The organism is Simkania negevensis Z, from assembly GCF_000237205.1.
GTDB lineage: Bacteria > Chlamydiota > Chlamydiia > Chlamydiales > Simkaniaceae > Simkania > Simkania negevensis.
Genome location: NC_015713.1, coordinates 204,381 through 226,594, shown reverse-complemented (window position 1 = coordinate 226,594; position 22,214 = coordinate 204,381). Strand labels below are relative to the sequence as shown.

Annotated in this window: 22 protein-coding genes; 13 read left to right on the top strand and 9 right to left on the bottom strand. The window is 42.2% G+C overall.

Translation table 11 applies throughout. From position 1 onward, the window contains the following. The first annotated feature begins 100 nt into the window (after window positions 1-100). From ruvC to nth, 7 genes are all read left to right on the top strand, one after another. Window positions 101-610: a crossover junction endodeoxyribonuclease RuvC gene (ruvC, locus tag SNE_RS01675; RefSeq protein WP_013942562.1), complete on the top strand. Its 510-nt coding sequence runs from the start codon at window positions 101-103 to the stop codon at window positions 608-610. After that, complete coding sequence (ruvA, locus tag SNE_RS01670; protein ID WP_013942561.1) at window positions 603-1,196, top strand: Holliday junction branch migration protein RuvA; 594 nt, start codon at window positions 603-605, stop codon at window positions 1,194-1,196. Before ruvC ends, ruvA begins: the two co-directional genes overlap by 8 nt. Before the next feature lie 39 nt (window positions 1,197-1,235). After that, entirely contained in the window at window positions 1,236-2,249 is a 1,014-nt protein-coding gene (locus tag SNE_RS01665; RefSeq protein ID WP_013942560.1) for a hypothetical protein, read from the top strand. 111 nt (window positions 2,250-2,360) lie between these two features. Then, the gene (locus SNE_RS01660; RefSeq protein ID WP_013942559.1) at window positions 2,361-3,377 is read left to right on the top strand and encodes a hypothetical protein; all 1,017 of its coding nucleotides are present in this window, start codon (window positions 2,361-2,363) and stop codon (window positions 3,375-3,377) included. A 51-nt stretch (window positions 3,378-3,428) separates the two neighbouring features. Continuing rightward, a complete protein-coding gene (locus tag SNE_RS01655; protein ID WP_013942558.1) occupies window positions 3,429-3,758 on the top strand; it encodes a chorismate mutase in 330 nt (109 codons plus the stop codon). A gap of 26 nt (window positions 3,759-3,784) precedes the next feature. Then, entirely contained in the window at window positions 3,785-5,155 is a 1,371-nt protein-coding gene (gene mnmE, locus SNE_RS01650; protein ID WP_013942557.1) for a tRNA uridine-5-carboxymethylaminomethyl(34) synthesis GTPase MnmE, read from the top strand. After that, window positions 5,152-5,766 (top strand): endonuclease III, encoded by a 615-nt coding sequence (gene nth, locus SNE_RS01645; protein WP_013942556.1) that lies wholly within the window; start codon window positions 5,152-5,154, stop codon window positions 5,764-5,766. The genes mnmE and nth overlap by 4 nt, the downstream gene beginning before the upstream one ends. Before the next feature lie 320 nt (window positions 5,767-6,086). Here the strand turns inward: nth and SNE_RS01640 are convergent, their stop codons facing one another. Beyond that, the gene (locus SNE_RS01640) at window positions 6,087-6,422 is read right to left on the bottom strand and encodes a cupin domain-containing protein (RefSeq protein ID WP_158307194.1); all 336 of its coding nucleotides are present in this window, start codon (window positions 6,420-6,422) and stop codon (window positions 6,087-6,089) included. A gap of 30 nt (window positions 6,423-6,452) precedes the next feature. Here SNE_RS01640 and SNE_RS01635 point away from each other — a divergent pair, with 30 nt between their 5' ends. Next, window positions 6,453-7,403: a quinone oxidoreductase family protein gene (locus tag SNE_RS01635; RefSeq protein ID WP_158307193.1), complete on the top strand. Its 951-nt coding sequence runs from the start codon at window positions 6,453-6,455 to the stop codon at window positions 7,401-7,403. Between the two features lie 104 nt (window positions 7,404-7,507). On the opposite strand, the gene asd is transcribed toward SNE_RS01635, so the two are convergent. Continuing rightward, the gene (asd, locus tag SNE_RS01630; RefSeq protein ID WP_013942552.1) at window positions 7,508-8,431 is read right to left on the bottom strand and encodes an archaetidylserine decarboxylase; all 924 of its coding nucleotides are present in this window, start codon (window positions 8,429-8,431) and stop codon (window positions 7,508-7,510) included. 105 nt (window positions 8,432-8,536) lie between these two features. Between asd and secA the strand changes: the two genes are divergently transcribed. After that, the gene (gene secA, locus SNE_RS01625) at window positions 8,537-11,494 is read left to right on the top strand and encodes a preprotein translocase subunit SecA (protein ID WP_079891593.1); all 2,958 of its coding nucleotides are present in this window, start codon (window positions 8,537-8,539) and stop codon (window positions 11,492-11,494) included. A 299-nt stretch (window positions 11,495-11,793) separates the two neighbouring features. On the opposite strand, the gene SNE_RS01620 is transcribed toward secA, so the two are convergent. The 7 genes from SNE_RS01620 to SNE_RS01590 all read right to left on the bottom strand — a co-directional run bounded on the left by SNE_RS01620 (window position 11,794) and on the right by SNE_RS01590 (window position 17,317). Then, a complete protein-coding gene (locus SNE_RS01620; RefSeq protein WP_013942550.1) occupies window positions 11,794-12,900 on the bottom strand; it encodes an Lpg1974 family pore-forming outer membrane protein in 1,107 nt (368 codons plus the stop codon). Between the two features lie 3 nt (window positions 12,901-12,903). Further along, window positions 12,904-13,623, bottom strand: a complete 720-nt coding sequence (locus SNE_RS01615; protein ID WP_013942549.1) for a hypothetical protein — start codon at window positions 13,621-13,623, stop codon at window positions 12,904-12,906. 3 nt (window positions 13,624-13,626) lie between these two features. Next, a complete protein-coding gene (locus SNE_RS01610; protein ID WP_158307192.1) occupies window positions 13,627-14,838 on the bottom strand; it encodes an OmpP1/FadL family transporter in 1,212 nt (403 codons plus the stop codon). Window positions 14,839-14,917: 79 nt separating this feature from the next. Next, the gene (locus SNE_RS01605) at window positions 14,918-15,676 is read right to left on the bottom strand and encodes a DUF547 domain-containing protein (RefSeq protein WP_013942547.1); all 759 of its coding nucleotides are present in this window, start codon (window positions 15,674-15,676) and stop codon (window positions 14,918-14,920) included. A gap of 11 nt (window positions 15,677-15,687) precedes the next feature. Beyond that, window positions 15,688-15,978: a hypothetical protein gene (locus tag SNE_RS01600; RefSeq protein ID WP_158307191.1), complete on the bottom strand. Its 291-nt coding sequence runs from the start codon at window positions 15,976-15,978 to the stop codon at window positions 15,688-15,690. Between the two features lie 24 nt (window positions 15,979-16,002). Further along, window positions 16,003-16,695, bottom strand: a complete 693-nt coding sequence (locus SNE_RS01595) for a hypothetical protein (protein WP_041418677.1) — start codon at window positions 16,693-16,695, stop codon at window positions 16,003-16,005. A 55-nt stretch (window positions 16,696-16,750) separates the two neighbouring features. After that, entirely contained in the window at window positions 16,751-17,317 is a 567-nt protein-coding gene (locus SNE_RS01590; RefSeq protein WP_148258922.1) for a zinc ribbon domain-containing protein, read from the bottom strand. A gap of 163 nt (window positions 17,318-17,480) precedes the next feature. Between SNE_RS01590 and lpdA the strand changes: the two genes are divergently transcribed. The 4 genes from lpdA to SNE_RS01570 all read left to right on the top strand — a co-directional run bounded on the left by lpdA (window position 17,481) and on the right by SNE_RS01570 (window position 22,168). Next, complete coding sequence (gene lpdA, locus SNE_RS01585) at window positions 17,481-18,887, top strand: dihydrolipoyl dehydrogenase (RefSeq protein WP_013942543.1); 1,407 nt, start codon at window positions 17,481-17,483, stop codon at window positions 18,885-18,887. Window positions 18,888-18,889: 2 nt separating this feature from the next. Next, window positions 18,890-19,837, top strand: coding sequence for a lipoyl synthase (gene lipA / locus SNE_RS01580; protein ID WP_013942542.1), 948 nt, complete (start codon window positions 18,890-18,892; stop codon window positions 19,835-19,837). A gap of 2 nt (window positions 19,838-19,839) precedes the next feature. Further along, window positions 19,840-20,739: a HEAT repeat domain-containing protein gene (locus tag SNE_RS01575; protein ID WP_013942541.1), complete on the top strand. Its 900-nt coding sequence runs from the start codon at window positions 19,840-19,842 to the stop codon at window positions 20,737-20,739. 127 nt (window positions 20,740-20,866) lie between these two features. After that, window positions 20,867-22,168: a sugar phosphate nucleotidyltransferase gene (locus tag SNE_RS01570; protein ID WP_013942540.1), complete on the top strand. Its 1,302-nt coding sequence runs from the start codon at window positions 20,867-20,869 to the stop codon at window positions 22,166-22,168. The last annotated feature ends 46 nt before the right edge of the window (window positions 22,169-22,214 follow it).

The window sequence follows — 22,214 nt, the reverse complement described above, 5'->3', positions numbered from 1 at the left end:
AAATCAACATTTGTCGAATTTAAGATTCGCCTCGTTTGCCTAAATCTCTTCCAAAACATACAATTGTATAATGGGAGATCAAATGAATTAATTTCTAAGTATGATAGCGGAAAAAAAGAAAACCTACACCATTTTAGGAATCGATCCAGGAACCCGGATCACAGGTTATGGCATTGTCAAAACCGATCTCACTTTCTATGAGCCTCTTGATTACGGCGCCATCCGCCCCCCGCCAAAGCTTCCTCTCTTCGAAAGACAACTCATCATTCACGAAGCAGTTGCTCACCTTCTCGAACTGCATCCTATTGACGCAATCTCCATTGAAAGTCAATACGTGAGCAAAAACCCTCAAAGCGCTCTCAAACTCGGCATGGCGAAAGGAGTCGCCATTTTGGCAGGAACGCAGCGAAAAATTCCCGTTTTCGAGTATGCTCCTAAAAAAGCAAAGATTGCCGTCGTAGGAACGGGCAATGCGACCAAAGAGCAAGTAGGACGTATGATTCAGGTCTTGCTCCATTTGCCTGAAGTGCCCCACCCGGAAGATGCCGCGGATGCCTTAGCTTTGGCGCTTTGCCATTCACATCATATAAAAGGATTCAGTTATGCTTGAGTACGTTAAAGGAGTATTAGTAGATTGCGACCCCAATAAGGCTGTCATCGATGTGAATGGAATTGGCCATGGCCTTTTTATCCCTCTTAGTACTTACTCGAATCTTCCTCAAATTGGCGAAGAGGTTCTTCTCTACATCTCAACAGTCATTCGTGAAGATTCTCACCGCCATTTTGGATTCCTTTCAAGAGAAGAAAGAAACCTGTTTGAAATGGTGAGCGATGTTTCGGGCATTGGCCCAAAGACAGCCCTAGCTCTCATTGGCCATTTGGACCATTCAGATTTAGAGTCTGCTATTACTCACGCCAATGTTAACCTCCTTTCCAAAATCCCTGGGATTGGGAAAAAGACCGCTGAAAGACTCATCGTCGAAATGCGCGACAAGATTCATAAAAAGCTTAAACACATCGCCCCTTCTATCCTCATAAAAGGCAAAGATAATTTAAGCCAAGATGCCATGAGCGCTCTCATGAACTTAGGATATAACACCCTCCAAGCCCAAAAGGCAATTCAACATGCTCTGTCACAATTTGATTCTCCTCCTCCCTTAAGTGAGCTCATTAGCTGTGCATTAAAAGGCATTTGATAGTAAACTTTTTGCCGAGGAAACTTCTTAGAGGAAAAAATGATTTCTGAAGTCAAAGAATTAATGCACTCGTTCAACACGCCGTATCTTCAAAATCCAGAAAAAAATCTATATGACTTTTCCGATGGAGCTTCTTATTCTTTCTTAACTGATTACGCAGCGTTTACGGTAGCCATCACAGTTTCACTGGTTTATCTTAGAATTTTTGACGCTTATTTCTTTCACTCCAACTCCCTCACCTTTTCAGCTGCAGAGTCAGTTCAAATTGCCACCCTGAGTAGCTTTGGGGGAGCATTAGCCACACGAATCTTCGCATATAGCAAGGACCCTGAAACAGAAACATATGACAGACGAGACTTTTTTAATTTATCAGGTCTAGCTGGATGTGGGTTTATAGCATTTGTTGTCATTCCCATCTGTACGAACATCCCCTTTAGAAAAACTTTTGAATGGGCTATTCGGGCTACTTGGCCCCCTATCCCACTTTCTCTCGTTTTAGCCACTCACATGTTCTCAGTATTAATTGATAGATCTAATAAAGGAAAAATTCTCTCTTCAAACTACGCAGTTCACCATCAAAAGATTCAAGAGCTCCCTCAAAAATCACAAAAAAGAATTTTCTACCAATTAAGCTTCTTTCAACCACCAAAAGAAGTTCTTGATCAACCTTTACCCATTTTAAAAAATTGTATCCTATTCCCCAGCACTTTCATTAAAAATCTCTCCGCAGAGGAGATTACAAGACGAGAGCGTCTCATAAAGTATTGCAACCCTTTATTATCGAGACTTCGTTTAGCGACTTATCCTTCAATAGACGAATCGATTGAAATTGAGACAAAAGAAAATTTAAAAAGACTAAGACTACCTCGAGTCCAATGGCTAATTTTGAACTTATGTACTAGCCCTGATTATGCATTATCAGCAAATCACTTTCGCCTGTTAAAAGAAAGAGCCCTAGAAATCACCGAAACAGATTCGACTAGCCTCCTCGAAAAGTTGAAAATTGCTGACTCTGTCGAGCATTTGAAAAAACTTATTTACAATACTAGATAACTCTATCTTTTATATTTTTAATAAACATAGAATTATTCGTGCATTAAAAAAGGTCTTTTTTTATAATTCTCATGATTTTCAAAAAAAATTATCACAAATTCAAGGAAAATTATGACGGCTCAAGTAGCAAACCTAATAAAGGCCATTGACACACCTTATGTAAAACCAGAAGCAGAAGATCTTTACGATCTTTCTGAAGGTGGAAATTATTCTTTACATGCCGACTTCATCTCATGGGGAATGGCGTTTGCCTTTTCTCTATTCGTCATCACAAAGGCGCTTCCCTACATGGGTTGGAAAGACCCTCTTCCGCTGACTCTTATCGATACCCTTGCGATTGGAGCAATGGGAACAACAAGTGCTACGTTGACCAAGCGGGTTGTTGGCTTTGGGAAAGACGAAAAAACAGACGTTTATGCTCAGAGATCCTATGGAGATTACCTAGCATTCGCTGGCTATGTTGCTACCGCCCTTTTCGTCGTCCCACGTGTCACTCAAGTTGCTTATGAGACTATGACTAAAGTTGTTTGGGGAACACTCCTTCCGCCAGTACTTTTTAATGCTCACCACACACTGAGTTTAAACGCAATGGTTGAAAACATGGTTACAAAAGTCAAAAACATCCATAAAGATTATTCTGCACACCATCCAAAGATCATGAAGCTTAGCGAAGAAAAGCAAAAAGAAATTTGGGGGGGGATGCAGGCCTTGCAACTCGAGCCACCTAAAGTAATTCAGAATAAAGATAATCCTTTCTTCAAGGACTTTCACCCAACTGATCACATTTTCGTTCATAGCGATCCAAAAGAGTATGAAACCAGTGAGTGGCTGAAAGAAAAAGCAAATACTCTGTTGAAAGCTGTCAATTTATCACCCCTGGCACCGCTAAAGGAAGCAGATGATCTTGAAACGGAGCTCAACTTAAAAAAATTGAATTTGGTCCAGCTTCAGTGGATTGTTTTGAGCATTTGTTACTCCTCTGAGTTAAAGCTTTCTGCAGCTGATTTCAATAAGTTGGTGAAACGTGCGAAGGAAATTAATGATGTCGATTCAACAGGGCTAGTGGACGCACTCAAAAAAGCTGAGACGGTAGAAAACCTCAAGCTTCTCGTGCAACTCATCAAATAATTTCTTTTTATGCTATATTCCTGCCTTGTGAAAAAACAAGGCAGGTTAGCTATGAGAAAATTACTTTTACTCTTTGCACTTTCGATGGGAACTATTTCTGCAAAGGAAATCGTCAACTTAGACCTTTTTCGGCAAGAGTTAGATATCATCGATCAAAATATCGTTTCTCTTTTTGCGCTTCGTTATCAAGTTGTGCAACAAGTTGCTGCATATAAAAAAGAGCACAACATTCCAGTTTATGATCCAAAGCGTGAAGCAGAGGAGATTAAAAAATTGGGTGACCTTGCCCACAGCTATAACATCGATCCCGATGTCATTGAAAAGATTTTTAAAATTTATATTACTTATAGCAGGGATTCGGAAATGCAGCACTCTCAATAAATCTCCTTCTGTGATAAACTTTCTTCATGGAATTTACACACCGCACCTACGAAAAAGGCCAAACGATTGCAGCTGTTGCCACCCCACCTGGTGAGGGAGGTATTGCTGTTATCCGCATTTCAGGGGATGAAGCCCTCGACGTCGCAGATAAAATTTTCTCAGGTTCGATTCACTCTTACAAAACCCACACTGTCCATTTTGGAAATATCCTCGATGAAAACGGTGCATTTATCGACGAAGGGCTTGTCATCGTGATGCGCACTCCCCGCTCCTATACAGGGGAAGACACCGTTGAAATCCACTGCCATGGGGGCACCTTGATCACCCAAAAAGTACTGAAAGCAGCTCTCCGCTCGGGCGCAAGGGCTGCTCTTCCAGGTGAATTCACGTGTAAAGCCTTCCAAAATGGAAAAATCGACCTGACAAAAGCCGAGGCGGTGCAACAAGTGATTGCCTCGAAAAATTCTTTGGCAATGCAAGCTGCAGAAAACCAACTTCAAGGAAAACTCTACAAAACGATCGCCTCATTTCAACAAAAGCTTACCGACATCGCTGCTATTTTAGAAGCTTGGGTCGACTTTCCCGAAGAAGGGCTTGAGTTTGCTTCCCATGAAGAGATGCTAACGATGCTTACAGCTATCATCGAAAGGATGCAGCATCTCCTTGCGACATTTCATGAGGGGAAGCGGCTGCAAACAGGCCTTTCTATTTGCCTTCTCGGCGCTCCAAATGTAGGGAAGTCATCGCTCATGAACGCCATCGTCGGAAAAGATCGAGCCATTGTCACAGATATTCCGGGTACCACTCGAGACATTCTCGAAGAAGAGATCGAAATGGCAGGACTCAACTTTCGCCTCTTAGATACAGCCGGCATTCGGGAAGCAGAGGAAATTGTCGAGCGCGAAGGGGTCAGACGCTCAATAGCCGCCGCCAAAGAAGCTGACTTGATTCTCCTTGTTGTGGATATCTCTAACCCTTCAATTGATTCGGATCTGATGGCAATTTTACCCAAAGGGCAAACACTACTCGTTTGGAACAAGACAGATTTAAAAGCAGCTGATGAGCTGCCCAAACTTCCTTTTGAGGCAGTAAGGGTCTCTGCTAAAAATTACGAAGGGCTCGAAGAGCTAAAAGAGGCCGTGCATCAAATCGTTTGGAAAAGTGGCCCTCCTTCAAAAGAAGAGGTGGTGCTCACGAATGAGCGTCATTTTCAAAGTTTAGACCGGGCGATTCAAGCTACACAAAAGGTCTCATTAGGGCTCCAAGAAGAACTTTCTCCCGAGTTTTTGACATCAGATATCCGATTGGCATTAAAAGAACTTGGCACTATTATTGGCGTCAACATTACTGAAGATATTTTAAGTGCTATCTTCTCAAAATTCTGCGTTGGGAAATGAACAAAAAACAGCGTGCTGCATTCGTCCAAAAAACGCTCAATCATTACTTTCCCAAGACTCCGATTCCCCTGAAACACACGAGCGCTTACACCCTTTTAATTGCCGTTCTCCTTTCTGCCCGCTGCACCGATAAGCGGGTGAATGAGATCACCCCCAAGCTCTTTGCTAAAGCTTCAACTCCCAAAGCAATGGCAGCCCTTCCTGTACAAACCATCCAAGCGATTATCAAACCGTGTGGGCTCTCTCCCACCAAAGCAAAAAACATCAAAAAGCTGTCAGAAATTCTCCTCGAAGATTATGGAAGCCAAGTCCCCAAAGAGCTCGAAGAGTTAGAGAAATTGCCTGGCGTAGGGCATAAAACAGCATCGGTTGTCGTTGCTCAAGCGTTTAAGCAGCCAGCCTTTCCAGTCGACACCCATATCCATCGTTGCGCCAAAAGATGGGGATTGAGCTCAGGAAAAAATGTCAAACAAACAGAAAAGGATTTGAAAGCTCTTTTTCCAAAAAAATCTTGGCGTAAACTTCATTTGCAAATCATCTACTTTGGCCGCGCCTTCTGCATGGCACGCGCTCACAAAGTCTCAGAATGCCCGATTTGCAGCCAATTATGACTTTTCCTTGTAAAAATCGACAAACACCCGCCTCAAAAATGTCGTAGATGCCTCATTAGGAATTAGTGGAGCTGCAGCAGAGCTGCCGGAGAATTCGAAGCTTTTCTTAGGCAAGATATGCGCAGTTCACAAGAGGGGTACAATAATAATCTGAACTCTATTTGAATCCCTTTGCAAAAAAGAAAAAGGGGACTCGCGCATCATTATGCTCTTTGTCCTCAAAGTGATCTTACTTGATGCAGATCTCATTCTTTTTCAAAAGAGCAGATCGAAGTGAAAGCGAATATAGGCGAATAATCTGCCTGTTTCACTTCATTTCTTTAATCATTAAATTGAGGTTTTTCTCTCGTAGGACTGAAAACTTCCAATGTTATTGTATCTTCTAGAGCTTTCCAATCGTGAGGGATGTTAGGAGGGATGAGAATGGCATCGCCTTCCTTTAGAAGGTATTCATTTTCTCCGACCGTTCCTTTAAGGCACCCTTTCAAGACGTAGCTGACTTGCTCGTTCGCATGTTGATGTCGCTCAACTAAACATCCTTTTTCAAACTGAGCATTGAGAATCGTGATATTTTTCCCATCTACTTGTCGAATTGAGAGCTTGTTTTTAATGGGCTCCCATTCCATAGCTTGAAAATGAAATCTTTTTTCCATCATTTTCCTCATATATTGTATAAATCAGATCTTATGAAAGCAGTTGTTTTAACAAAACATTTTCAATCGATTGAGGATCTCGACCTTCAGGTTACTGAAAGGCCAACGCCTATGCCAAAATCAGGAGAATGCTTGATTAAAGTTGCCTCATCTGGCGTTAATCCAAGTGATGTCCTTGGAGCCTTAGGCTATTTTTCACATGCTGTCGTTCCTCGCATTCCTGGGCGAGATTTTGCAGGAACAATCGTAGAGGGGCGACATGAGTTGATTGGAAAAAAAGTTTGGGGAACAGGAGGAGCAATTGGTCTAGATGCAGATGGCTGTCATGCAGAATACCTTATTGTTCCTGAAGAGTCAGTCGGAGAAGTTCCAGAGAATTTACCTCTTGAAGTCGCAGGGGCTCAAACTTTGCCCTATACAACTGCTTACTATAGCTTAGTCACTCGTGCCCATATCCAACCAAACGAAGAAGTCTTAGTGATAGGAGGGTTAGGGCAAGTGGGACAAGCAGCCCTTGCGATTTGCCTTTGGAAAGGGGCCATTCCTACCGCCTTAGTTCGACAAGATGAAGATGTTGCCAAAGCAAAAGCTTTGGGATGGAATGCAACAACGCTGTTCGAAGGGAAGTATGATGTGATTCTCAATACAATTGGAAATGTCCATTGGGAAAACCAGATTCAGTGCCTGAAAAAATTTGGGCGGATTGCTGTCATTGCTGCTCCCGAAGGAAAACGAGAAGCCAAACTCAATTTGTTTCATTTTTATCGTGCAAACCAAGAAGTTTGCGGAATCAATACTGTCGATTTTGGCTTTCAAGAAAACAAAGCCTTCCTAGACGATTTAAAAGACGGGTTTGAATCAAAAGCTTTATCCTCTCTTCCCATTTCTCAAGAAACAACCTTTTCACTTAATGAAGCAACCCAAGCCTATCAAAAAGTGTTCAAGGGGAGCCGAGGGATGCGGGTTATCATTCTCTGCAAATAGGGCGTTCTGATCCTTTATATCATACCTGCGAGGCATTATTTGCATCCAAAGCGGGCCATTTGTAAATGGAGCTTCCGCCAAGTAACTTGCGGGGAAAAGATCTTTCAACTTCCTAAAGATTGTGTTGCCCGACCAAACTGTTCCCCCATTTTCGCTTTCACTTCGATCTGTTTTTTTGAAGAAGCAATAAGATCTTCATCAAATACAATAGCTCCTGGGGTAAAAAGCATGATGATGCACGAACCCCCAAATTCAAAGTACCCCTTTTCCTGCCCCTTTTTGCAAAGTGATTGGGGGGAGTAGGTTTGCTTGATAGAACCGACAAAGGTGGCTCCGACTTCAATGAATAAAATCGTCCCAAATGTTTTGGTTTTAAGTTGAGTCAGCATCCGCTTGTTTTCATTTAAGATCATGATGTTTTTGCGCAGGGCCATTGGATTGACCGAGTAGAGGGGGCCATTGATCAGCTTGGCTTTTGTTGGAATACACTCGCAGGGAAAGTGGTAACGGTGGTAGTCGGTTGGGCACAAGCGACTAATTACCATACTGCCTCGCTTGTAGATGTCGAAGAGAAAATCATCTTGCAAAAGGAGCTCTAAATCAAACTTGCGTCCTTTCACGTAAAAACCTTCAGCTTCTCCAAAAGAGGGGTAAAAAAGATGGCGCCCATCTGCGGGCAAAACTGCTACATCATTTCCTTTTGCAATCGGGCGGGAGGTAGGTTTTAGCTTCCGAATGAAAAAATCATTGAACGATGTAAATTCATGGGGGGATTTGAGAAATTCACTTGCATCGACGTGAAACATTTCGATAAAAGGAATCACTTTTTTGCGACTTTTTGCACTTTTTTGTTTCCGTCCATAGAGGAGAGAAAAAAAAGGAGATCGGGAGATGAGAGGAAGAAAAATCCAAGAAAGAAACTTTGAAAGAATGGAAGTTCCATAGAGAGCTTCAATAAAAAATTTGCCATATATTTTTTCTTTATGGATCTTTCCGGTCTCGCGATCAAGATAATGGATGTCATTCATGCTTTAAGTCCTTTTGGGCTATTTTAGGGGGTCGTCATATAGATGTAAATTCGAGTTTGAGGTAAAATGGATATCTACCGCTTTTCGACAGAGGAACGATATAAAATGCTTGGTTTTGTAAAAAAAATTTTTGGGACAGCCCAAAGCCGCCGTCTAAAGAAGTTTCAAAAAATTGTTAAACAAATTAATACAATTGAAGAATCTTTTCAACAGCTGTCCGACGAAGAAATCAAGCAAAAGGTCCCAGAGTTCCGCTCCCGATTAGCTGAGGGCGAATCACTCGATCTCCTTCTCCCTGAAGCCTATGCTTTAGTTAAAAACACTTGTCGCCGCCTTTGTGGCACAGATGTGCATGTTTCTGGCTACACCCAGAAGTGGGACATGGTTCCTTACGATGTTCAGCTTCTTGGCGCGATTGCCATGCACCACGGCACCATTTCTGAGATGATGACAGGTGAAGGAAAAACGTTAACTGCATCTCTTCCTCTTTTTCTCAATGCCCTCACCGGGCGACCTGTTCACCTGGTAACAGTCAATGATTATCTCGCCAAACGAGACTGTGAATGGATTGGAGCAATTTTTCGCTGGCTTGGGCTGACAACAAAAGCCCTCATCAACGAGGTTCCTCCGCATGAGCGAAAAGAAATTTACAGCGCCGACATCGTCTACGGAACCGCTTCTGAATTCGGATTTGATTACTTGCGCGATAACTCAATGGCTCATTCGCCAGAAGAGCAATGCCAACGCGGCTTTTACTTTGCTATCATCGATGAAGTCGATTCGATTCTCATTGACGAAGCCCGGACCCCCCTCATCATTTCAGGCCCTGTTCCCAATTCAAGACAGATGTATGAAGAGCTTAAAGAACCTGTTGCTCGCCTTGTACGTCTCCAACGGGATCATTGTAACAAGCTCGCATCAGAAGCAAGAAAAACACTCGATGAACTTGGCCGTTTAAAAGAAGACGAAGAGCTTGAAAAGCTGTCCAAAGAAGAGAGTAAAAAAGAAACTGAAGCCATGAAAAAGTTGTGGCTCGTTGGCAAGGGCACACCGCAAAATAAAATCCTCAAAAGAATTAAAGAACATCCGGATCTCCGCGCTGAACTTGAAAAATGGGAAACTTATTTCCATGGAGAGCCGAATAAAGAAGAGCGTCATGAAACGCTCGCTGAGCTTTACATCATCATCGATGAACGCTCGAGCGAATACGAATTAACAGATAAGGGAATCAACCTTTGGTCGGGTGAAAAAGAAGAAGCGAAAGACGATTTTGTCATGCTCGACTTAGGACATGAGTATGCTCTTATTGATCAAAATACAAAGCTCGATGATCAGGAAAAATTAGAACAAAAAATCGCGATCCGTGAAGAAGATAGCCGTCGCAAAGAACGAGCACATAACTTGCGCCAACTTTTGCGTGCACATCTTCTCATGGAAAAAGACATCGATTACATCGTTGAAGACAAAAAAATTGTCATCATTGATGAAAACACAGGTCGTCCTCAACCTGGGCGTCGCTTCTCAGATGGATTGCATCAAGCAATCGAAGCAAAAGAATCGGTACCGATTCAGCAAGAAACTCAAACATACGCAACCATCACCCTTCAAAATTACTTCCGCATGTACGACAAGCTTGCTGGGATGACTGGTACAGCAATGACTGAAGCGAATGAACTGAAGGAAATCTATAAGATCGATGTTCTTGAAATCCCCACTCACCGAAAATGTCGTCGCAAGGACCAAGACGATGAAATTTACATGACCGAACGGGAAAAGTATAATGCAATCCTCAAAGATATCGTCGAAATTCACGAGCAAGGCCGTCCGATTCTCATTGGAACCGAAACTGTCGAAGTTTCAGAAAAACTCGCTCGTATCCTAAGACAAAATAAACTGAATTACACAGTCCTCAATGCAAAGAACCATGCGACAGAAGCGGAAATCATCGCTCAAGCTGGAAAAACTGGCGCGATCACTGTTGCAACAAACATGGCAGGACGCGGTACCGACATTAAGTTAGAAAAAGGGGTGGCTGAAAAAGGTGGCTTGCACGTGATTGGAACGACAAGGCACCAATCGAGACGGATTGACCGTCAGCTCCGAGGACGTTGTGCGCGTCAAGGAGATCCAGGGTCGTCTAAGTTTTACGTCTCTTTTGAAGACTCGCTCATGCGTCTTTTCACCTCGCCTAAGCTCACCATGTTTTTAAAGCGTTTCCGTCCACCAGAAGGCGAGCCCATTTCTGCTAAAGTTCTCAACCGCTCAATTGAAACAGCACAAAAGCGGGTGGAGCAGCGTAACTATTCCATTCGAAAGCACACTCTTGAATATGACGATGTCATGAACAAACAAAGGCAAGAGGTTTACTCTTTCCGCAATGAGATCTTACATGAACAAGATTCAGTGAAGCTCGCAAATGAAATTTTGGAAAGCATTTGCTCTCAAATGGCAGAAGAGTTTTTCATTTCTCGCTCTTCGGAAGAAGGCTGGAATCCGAAAGGGTACCGTGAATGGCTCATGACAAATTTCCCCGTCTCTTTTGAAAATGATGCGTTTGATAACGATTATCAAACAATTGAAGAAATCGAAACCGAAGCCGCACAAAAGATTATCCTATCACTGAGAAACAAGCTCGATCACGAAGCCAAAATCATCGGCATCATCCAGGAAAATGCCGGGAAAGAAGTGAATCCCGAGCCTGTTCTCAAAGAAATCATCCGCAGTATTCTATTGCGCAACATCGACCGTCTCTGGCAAGACCATCTTCTATCTATTGACCATTTGCGCACTGAAGTGAGCATGCGTGTTGTTGGGCAAAAAGATCCTCTGCTCGAGTTCAAACACGAAGCATTTGCTCTCTTTGATGTCTTTAGCCGGGATCTCAAACTCAAAGTCGCTCACGGCCTCTTTAAGTTCGCTATGGCTCCTCCAGAGATGCAGCAGCAAAACAATGTGGAAAGGTTGAAGAGCATGCGACCAAGCAAGCCTCAGTCGTTTTTTTCACAAGATCCACAATCAGGACTCTACCTCCCAAAAGGACCCATTAAGACTAAGAAAAACTAAGTAAATTGAACTCTGGGTTTCTTTTGCTTAGTCTCAGGAGATCATTCTTTTAAATTTGCAGTATTTTTGCCGATGGAAAGGACCAAATAGTCCTTTTCGAAACAAAAAGGCTGAAAGGAAAGAGAAAAATCCCTGAGTTCAAGTTAAGTAAGAAGAAAAACCTCTTCCTATTGCTCTGTGTTGGGATGACAAATACTTGCCAAAAGAATCATCTTTTCTACTTAGGACGAACCTGCTATCTCTTTTACAGAAAAAAGAGAGACAACGAAGAATAGACCTCATTCTTTGATTAGACTTTATTAAAATTCTGCTGTGAAACCTGCAGTAATTCCCTGAATGTTTACCGAGTTGCGCACCCAACTTCCAACAAGTGAAGCAGCATCCGCTGTAGTTGTCGGATACATGTAGGTTTGGCTTAAATCATCCCACATATTGAGTTCCCAATTCGCGAAAACTTTCAATCCTAAGGCTCCAAAAACTTTACGCCATGCAAAGCCCATCACAAGTTGCAAGCTTGGAATCATGCGGGTATCGCTTGGGAAGGTTTTCGCAGTGCGGTATCCAGTTGTTTCATCAATTTGTTGCTTCGCTCTGAAACGACCGACAATCGCAGAAAGATTGGCTTCTGTATGCAAGCTTAAGCCCCAAAACATGAACCAATCCATGCTGAGTCCCGCGCGAAGTCCAGCTCCTGAAAATTTCCATGTATTTTGAACAGTCGTTTTTACCACACGTTCTAGAAATGGGATGAGTAAGTAGTTTGTTTTGTAGTAACTGTTAGCACCTTCTGAAATCCATGCTCCGCGTACCCCTGCAAGAAACTTCATTACAAAACTATGGCTTCCTTGAAACATATGAGTCGCATAAAGGTCTAATGTGTGATATTGAAGGTCTGCCTTAGTATTCATCGAAACAAGGGGGCCAAAGAAAGGATTAGTGACAATAGGAAAAATGCTTTTTAACACACGACCTTCACGCAATCCTGTTGAATCACCTCCTTCATTATGAAAGTAAGTGTATTCGAGATTCGCATCGATCGTTTCAGCGCTAAAGCAGTACCCTCCACCAGCACGCACACCGGGGTCCCAGCGGTAGGAATTTTGCTTCACCTCACCCAATAGAGAAACGGGATCGCCGCCATTAGCGCGCCCTGCTTGATCAAGGCCATAAACCATGTTTGCTTCGAGGGTTTGCCAATAAAGAAACTGCCCTGTGACATGAAATCCTGTTTCTTGATATGGGAGCTCATACGAAACAGCGTCGACTTCATCGTAAGATTGTTCGCTGTAACTGGGAAACTGAAACGACTTTTTCGTTCCTTCGGTCGTTTTGGTCTCCGCATTCAAGAAAGAAGTTCCTAAAAGACTAGGAAGGATAAAGATAGCTGATTTGAACTTATGTTTCACAGTTTATTCCTTTTCTCTGTAGTAATTAATCTTAATGTAACACAAAAGCTTTTCACAATAGAAAAGTGTATTAGGGCCTTCATATGAAATAAGCTCTTGGGTTTTGCGATTCACTTTCACAAGGATTCTTTTCACAAACAAAGCTTTGGCCTCATTTTTTAACTTAATTGCAACATTTACGATGTCCGCATCATCTGGATCAACCGTTGCCCTCATCACACATGAGTATGCAGCAAGTCGAGCGGGCAGAAGAATTTCAACAGGATAGCCCACGTCTTTTTGAAGCATGTCTTCAAGATTATTTAAAATGTAAAAATAAAGCCCATGTCCTGCTACCGAATCAGGGGTTTTCTTTAACATTTTTTCAAAGTAGTAGTCTTGATGTGGCTCTTTTCGCATGAGGACAACACGTTGGTCAGGATCTACAATACAACGTGCAATGAAATTATCGGAGTATCGTTTGAAAAACATATTCGGCAAAAAATCACTGAACTGAAAGTAGCTTTCTAAAAAACCTACAAGTTTGTCGGTTGTATTGTAATAGGTAGTCCGAATTTTATCGACATGACCTTTATGAAACACCACTTCGTGCTTTTCTGTAAAAAGAAGCTTTCCTTTTGCATCGTAAGCATTCCCATAAAATTCTTTAGGTACACTCCAAAGAAACAATGGTGCTGCTAAAAATGCCATGACAATTCCAATCCTTAAGCGTAAAACGCTCATGTTTTACCATACCTTGCTGATACCAACTTGAAAAGTAATCATATCAGAAGAGACTTCGGCTTTTCCGCCTCCAAGATCACCACCTAAAGGCCCATGTATTGAATGTTTAAAACCATAAATAAGGGCCGCATTGATCATTTGTCCGCCAAAATCGAGGGTTGCCCCAAACGTTAAATGATGGCGAATCGTTGAAGGAAGATAAATTGCTCCAGCAGCAGCATCGTCAACTTGTTCATTCCAAGGAAGCTGACCATAATTATATCCTGCACGTACGGTGATCACATCCGCTAATTGCTGAGTGATTCCGACCTTATAGACAGTTGTGGACTGCCATTCAAAACCAGCACCATTACTTGCTCCATGGGGTTTAGGGTCTGCAAAAGTAAACACAGGATTTCCAAATGCTTCTGCGCCGTGGTTGTAAATGCGCCCAATATCAAATGCAATCGTTGTTTGACGGAAAGGCTTTACACTGACTCCTCCAATTAAATATGCCGGAAGATCGGCACGTCCATGAGGAGAAATCAAGCCTTTGTAGCTATCGAAAGAGCCCATCCAAGTTTTTGATTTGTAGGCAATTCCACCTGTTAGCCAGGGACGAAATTCCCATAAGTATCCAACACGAACTGCCCAACCAAATGTATAGTCCCAACCCTTGTTAGTTACGTGATTTGGATAGGAGGTGCCCCCCAAAAGCCCTCCTTGATTTGCAAGGCCTTGCATCCCAGAAACTTTAAGCCGTGCAGGTGTTAAATCTACTCCAACACCAATAAAATGCCTGCCCCAAACGTCATGTTTAAAAAATTCAAGGGCAAAAGTTGGGGTGATCGCAAGATACATCACGTCAATATGAAAAGGCTGATCGCTGGGAGGATAAAACGGATCATTTTTATTCCATGTTGTTACCCCACCAGCTTGTGGAGCTATCAACAGTCCCATAGCAAAACGGCCATCAAAAAACGTCCAAGATAAGCCACCTTCTGCAGAAATCATATTCTTATTTCGTGAAATTTCAATGTCTATATCAGAGATGAACAGATTCCCACGAATTTTACCAATGCGTGTTCCTCTTAAATATTCGAGATTCAGATCGACGCGTTTGCCTACAGGAACAAGGTTTGCAGGATTAGTCATGGCGCTTAAAGTATCTTGCGGAAACCCTGCGGCAACTCCTCCAATCCCCTTAGCAGGGGTGCCAAAACCAATTCGATACATTCCATTCAGTCCAAATAGGGAAAAACATGGAAAAAATGATAAACAAATTAAAAATAGAGCTTTTCTCATGGAATAACTTTTAGTTAGCGTTATTAAGGGCCCAATTGTATTGCAGATAACCCGTCTTATAGCTAAGTTCCTGTTGTGTTATATACTTGTTACTTTCCAACCATTCTTTTACAGATGGTGAAAAGTCACCACTATACCATTTAAAAATTTTAGATAAAAAGATTTTTTCACTGCTTTCAACTATGTTCATCCCTTTCGTCTTGTTAATTAAAAACATTTGGGTTTGATAAGCGAGTTGCTCATCTAAATGCTCACCACGGTAAGCATAGTTTGCTAAATCTGGGCATGAAAGAGAAGCGCAATTGATAGCAAAGTGAACGCGTGGCTCACTAAATTTCGCCCGGATTGTATCATGCTCAATCTCATCGAGTGAATATTTTTTCCCAGAGACAACTCCTATTTTCATCTTCCAAATGCTGCTAAATGCAGAGTCCAAATCTTTAATCGACTCGAGATTGGGATTTTCAACAATGACTTTCATGCAAAGTACGTTATAAGCATTAATCCACATAGCTAATTGGTCATTTTTATCAGGAAGTGTCTCAAAAGAAGGAAGCCGAGCCAAATCGTAAATCACTTTACGAAAGTCTGAGTTGCTGCGTAAACCATTATAGTCTACAAGGGTCGTGTAGATGCCTCGTTTTTTTCCTTTTACAACATATTTTTCTAAGAGAGGTTGATAGAGATTTAACCACTCCTGAAACAAATCCGATGCATAACTTGAGTTAACACAAAGTAGAAGTACTACAATTAAAAAGATCGATCTCATCCTACAAAATATCATAGATTCCATCCCCAAAATTTGAGAAAACGTACAAAATTCCACATATCTGACTCTTGTCGATAAGCAACATTTAAACTCGTATAAAAACGCGAGTGAAGTTCGCGGCTAGATGCATACTTTTTATCAACTCCGACATTCATATCAAACGCCCAGGGACTAATAAAAAGAAACTCGAAAGGCTTCAAAGCATTGCGGACATACCCCTTATTTAAGCCTGTATAGTATAGAGAAGCTTCTTCATCTTCACCTACAATCTTCAAATGCTCAAGTTTTTCAATGGGGACCATTTCCATTTTTACAATGTCAAACTTCTACTTCACATGGTTTTTTTCTTCGATGAATACATCGCTGACACGATGCGTTTGTTTACGAAGATAAATTGTTGGATGGTACCCTTCACCTTCTGGATAATTCAATATTCCTGCCAATTTTTCACCGTACCGGTATTTTGGCTCGGATTTCCAATTAATTGGAAAAGCCCCTTTCTCAAGATGATTTGTGGGGATAATGGAAATGTAGCAGCCACAAGTATGGACCGTTGTGATTAACACAGGTAAATTTTTATCATTGAGTGTCACAACAACAAGTAACCCCACATTTTTCCCAGCTGCAACATGAAAAGGCATCAACATGTAGGGAACTTTTTCAAAATGGACACGGTAAATGAGGTTGGTGTATGTCCCTCTTTCTGTCATAAATGTCCTTTTTTGCGTGTAGATTTTCGCTGACGTGGGATCGACATAGGCTTCAAGTTTGTCTTGAACTACGCGTTTAATTTTTGGTTCACCAATCTTGTTATAGCTTTTGTTTTCATCTTCGATCACAAAGATCGGGCAATACTTAGTAAAGAGTTCTTGGCTTTCTTCGGAAGTCTTAAATTGCGTCGAACTGACAAGAGTTGAGCCAACATAAGCGCGTGATTGATCAAGCGACAAAGACTTGGGTTCATGAGCGCACGATGTGAAAAGAAAAATGGCGGCAACAAACAAAAGAGAGCGTACCAAGATAAACCTTTCTTTTTAGCTAAAACTAAACACATAAAAAGAAAATTTTATTTTGTCAAAGAAGTTGTTTGAGAGATCTCACTCCAAAATAAGTTGTTGGAAGCCCAATTAATAAATATATAAACCAATAGTGGGAACTCCATTGAAGATTCACCACTCCTTCTTTTGAAAAAAGTAAAATGAGTAATCCCAAAAGAGAAAGATTGATACCAATAGACAGAAGGAGAAGCGGCAAAACGCCTCCTCTCTCACTTCCTTTTTCTTCTGTGATTGCTTTTGGTTGTGGTGGGGGTTGGATCGGTTCTTTGGCCTTAGGAGGATCATAGGTTTGAAACAAGGGATCTTCCCTTGGAGGTTTGACCTGTTTAAAAGAAGGTTCTTCCCGTTCATCAGGAACACCAAGCCCTTGTTTATTTCGCACAGAATAGGGAGGTTTGTAAAGAGAGGCCAAACTCTCTTCAAGCGATTGTGTGGAAAAACGCTCATCTTGTCTTGGCTGTTCTTCTTTGGGTTCAATAGTAGAAGTTAAAAGATCTGTTCCACAAAAAGGACAATACGTTGCTTCATAGCTCACATCTGCTTCGCAACTCCAGCAGACTTTTGTCCGGTCGACTTGTTTCATGTTGATCTCCTGCTTCATACCACTTCTCTCATTCTACAAATTTCCATTTTGAAGCGAAAGAAAAAAACATCGCTCCCTCAATTGATTCCGGGGTTGTAGGGAAGTGAAAAAAAAGGTAAAATGGACGTTCTATGAAAAATAAATTTATGGGTAAGGAGCATCCATGGCCGAAAAACAAAAATTTGACATTGCTGTTATCGGAGCGGGACCAGGCGGATATGTTGCTGCTATTAAAGCTGCTCAAATGGGACGAAAGGTCGCACTCATCGAAAAGCAATACCTTGGCGGAACTTGTCTCAATGTTGGATGTATCCCTTCCAAAGCCCTTCTATCAAATGCACAAACTCTGCAAACCATTAAACATGCAAAAGACTTCGGGATCGAAGTGGGTAAAGTTTCGTTTGATTATTCAAAAATGAAAAAGAGAAAAGATCAAGTTGTTGAAAAAATTCGCTCGAGTTTAGGTGGTTTGATCAAGTCAAATGGCATCACGATTTTTAACGGTCATGCCGAATTTACAGCTCCAAATGAGCTCAAAGTCCGTGGCGAAGACAATGTAATGATTCAAGCAGAAAAAATTATCATTGCAACAGGATCAGAACCTGTTGATATCCCAGCTTTCCCTTGTGATCACAAACTCATTCGCAATTCGACTTCGATTTTAGAATTGACCGAGCTTCCCAAATCGATTGCAATCATTGGGGGTGGCTATATTGGATGCGAATTTGCCTCTCTTTTTGTTGAACTTGGCGTTAAAGTGACCATTATCGAAGCCTTATCATCTATCGTCGAACTCCAAGGAAAAGTGATTTCAGAACACTTAACCAAAGCATTTAAAACACAAGGCATCGACATTAAAACCAACACAGCTGTTGAAAAAATCGATAAGAAAAAAGATGGCGTTGTCATCCATTTAAAAGGGGGCGATACGTTAGAAAGCGATATGGCCGTTGTTTCTGTTGGCAGACGGCTGAACTCTGAAGGACTTGGTCTTGAAAAAGCTGGAGTTGCAGTGGGTCCACGAGGTGCGATCGAAGTCAATGACAAGCTTGAAACAAGTGCTGCTGGAATTTACGCAATTGGCGACATTACAGCGATTGCAATGCTTGCACACGTCGCCTCTCACCAAGGACTCGTTGCTGCAGCAAACGCATGTGGGCAAGAAGCGAGAATGCACTACCGCGCCATTCCTGCTGTGATCTTTACAAGTCCTGAAATTGCAACTGTCGGGTTGACCGCTGAAAAGGCCTTGGAAGAAGGGTATCAAATCAGCGTCGGAACCTATCCATTCCAAGCCCTTGGCAAATCGATCGCAACAAATGCAGTAGAGGGGTTTGCTCAAGTCATTTCTGACAAGAAAACTGGAGAGATCTTAGGAGCACAAGTCGTTGGACATGAGGCTTCTGTTTTGATTGCTGAGATGGCACTTGCGATAAACAACGAACTCACACTAGACTGCGTCATAGATACCATTCACGCGCACCCAACGGTGCCGGAAGCGTGGCTTGAAGCGGCACTCCTTGCAAATGAGACGCCGATTCACTTCCCGCCGAAGATTACAAAACGGTAACGATGACAACAAACGAGCTTTTTGATAACCGGCCCAAAAACCGGAAGATCAATCGCCTTCCAGAAAATCCACAGCAAACGTCTAAAGGACGTTTCCCCAGTTGGCTGCACCGCAAACTGCCGCGCGGAAGCGCTCTTGTTGAAACCAATAAGGTCTTGAAAAAAAATGGATTAAACACCGTTTGCGAAGAAGCAAAATGCCCCAACCGTCTTGAATGTTACTCGAACCATACTGCCACCTTCTTAGCGCTTGGAAAAGAGTGCACTCGCGCCTGCGGTTTTTGCGATATCGACTTTTCTAAAAATCCCAAGCTCCCCGAAAAAGATGAACCCGAAAGAATTGCTCAATCTGTTGTAGAACTGGGGCTGGAACATGTCGTCATCACGATGGTGGCACGGGACGATCTTGCCGATCAGGGGGCTGCTCACATTGCTGAAATTATCCAAGCCATTCGAGCGAAAAAGCCTTCAAGCACAATTGAAGTTCTGACATCTGACTTTTCAGGAAACGAAAAGGCCCTTGACCTCGTCATAAAGGCCCAGCCTGAAATCTTTAACCACAATATCGAAACGGTGCGTCGACTCACTCCCCGAGTCCGTCATAAAGCAATGTACGATCGAACCCTTTCCGTTCTTCGGTATGTCAAAGGCAAAGTCCCCTTCGTAAAATCAGGGATCATGGTCGGATTGGGTGAACGTGAAGAAGAAGTCGAGGAAACCATTGATGACCTCTACGCTGCGGGATGTGACATCATTACGATAGGGCAATACCTGCAACCTAACCACAACAAAATCAATGTAAAGTCGTTTGTCACGCCTGAGCAGTTTAAGGTTTACGAAAACTATGGACACCGGATTGGGGTGAAGTACATGTACTCGGGTCCATTTGTGCGCTCAAGTTACAACGCGCGCTTACTCAAAGATAAAGTGTTCCAAGAAAAAGAGAGTTGAGAATGGAAGCACCTCATACCCCTGTGATCGATGCAATTGATATGGAAATTCTTATGCATCGCGATGCCCATTTTGGTGGCAACTTCGAAGTCATGATCGAATACTACGAACAAAATGGCGTGGGAGTCATGCCCGATTTTGAAGTACAACAAATCAAACAGCTGCAAAACCTCGAGTACGAATTGCAACAAGACCTTTCAGATCTCTACCTCCCCGATCCAGCGAAAAAAATTGTCGAAGATAGCAAAAAACTCTATCAATCCCTCCGGGATGTCTATTCAGGAGATGGCCAAGATCTCATGCCTGTTCTCATTAGCGATTTAATTCTTTCAGAAGAGATGACACCGCAAGCTGAAATTGAAGCTCTTGTTGATCAAAAAGAAGCAGCAGTTCCTGCCCTCATTCACCTTCTTTCCTCCCCTTCCTTTTATGAACCCATCTTTCCCGGTTATGGAAGAGCCCCCATTTTTGCAGCTAAATGTCTGGGCCGCATTCAAGACGAACGTGCTATCCCTCCTCTTTTTGAAGCAATTGGGCAAGAAAACTTCTTCACAGATGAAGAAATCATCTACGCCTTGCGCGCTTTTGGGAATCAAGGCAAGGCCTTTTTGATCAACCGATTAAAATCACAACCTTTGTCCAAAGATAATGAGCATGCAGCTATTGCGCTTAGTGCCTTTCCAGAAGATGAAGACATTGCCAAATGTGCCCTCGAAGTTTTGCAATATGATGAAATCTTAAAACGCCCAACTTTAGCTACTTACTTGATTTTTGCTTGTCACAATTTGACTGATGTCAATGACCAACAAGCCTTTATCCACGTCTCTAAAAAAGAAGGGCTCCCCAAAATCCTGCTTGAAGAAATGCAAATCATCATCAGGAACTGGAAAAAAACAACTTAGAAGACTTTTTTTACAAATATTCCAATCTCTATTGATTTCTCCCGCATACTGTTATATAAACAAATTAGGGGAAGTTAATTATAAAATGTAATTAGCTCGCATTAAATTCACTTCAAATTGTTTTATAATGGTCAATACGAGAAAAAAACGCTCAGACCCTACGGCCCGAGTTGCTTGCATCATTTTAGCTGGAGGACAAGGAAGTCGTCTCTATCCTCTCACATCAAAACGGTGTAAACCCGCTGTAAGTTTTGGAGGAAGATATCGCCTAATCGACATTCCGATTTCGAACTCTCTTAACTCCAATATGAACAACATCTTTGTCATTTCTCAGTATTTTTCTTCAGGCATCAATCAACACATTAAAGACACCTATCAACTCGACCAATTTCAAGGAGGCTCATTAACTCTCCTCAACCCAGAAGAACGTCCTGGTGAAGAAAAAATCTGGTATGACGGAACAGCCGATGCCGTTCGTAAAAATTTAGAGCATCTGACTAAACTTCCTATTGATTACTTTCTTATTCTTTCAGGAGATCAGCTTTACAACATGGATTTAGAAGCAATGGTCGCGTTTGCAAGAGAAAAAGACGCCGATCTTACGATTGCTGCTCTTCCCGTTTCAGAAGGAGACGCCCCTCGCTTGGGATTACTGAATATTGACGACGATGCAACTATTATTGATTTCCACGAAAAACCCAAAGATCCTGAAATTCTCGATCGCTTCCAACTTTCTGAAGCCTTTATACAAGCCCAAGAAATTAAAGGAATTAAACTGCCGTGCTTTCTTGCCTCAATGGGCATTTACGTCTTTAAGAAGGATGTTCTCATTCACCTTCTTCAAGATAATCCAGGAGAAGATTTTGGGAAGCACTTGATTCCTACTCAACTTAAGCAAGGCAGAACTTGCGCGTTTCTGCATCAAGGATACTGGGAAGATATCGGAACCATTTCTTCATTTTATCAAGCCAACATGGCTCTAACAACTTGCAGTCTCGGTCTCGATTTCTACAACGAAGTGCTTCCAATTTACGCACACAATCATTACTTGCCAGGCGCCCGTCTAGCTGCATCTAAGATTCAGCATTCGATTGTTTGTGACGGATCGATTATTGAAGCTGATGAAATAGTAAGCAGTGTGATCGGTGTCCGTTCTGTCATTGAATCCGGAACAGTCATTCACGAGTCGATCCTCCTCGGAAATGAATATTACACTGCAGCCACTCCCGACGAATCTGTCAAATTCCACGTGGGGAAAAATTGTACAATCAAGAAGGCCATCATTGATGAAAATGTCATCATTGGCAACAACGTCACTCTCGTCAACGAGAAAAACCTCGATACCTATGATGGGAACGGAGTCTTCATCCGAGATGGTGTCATCATCGTCACTAGCGGCGCACATATCCCCGATAATTTTAAGCTGTAAAGGATTTCTTGACAGACATTTCTCAAGGCTTTATTTCCAGATAAAA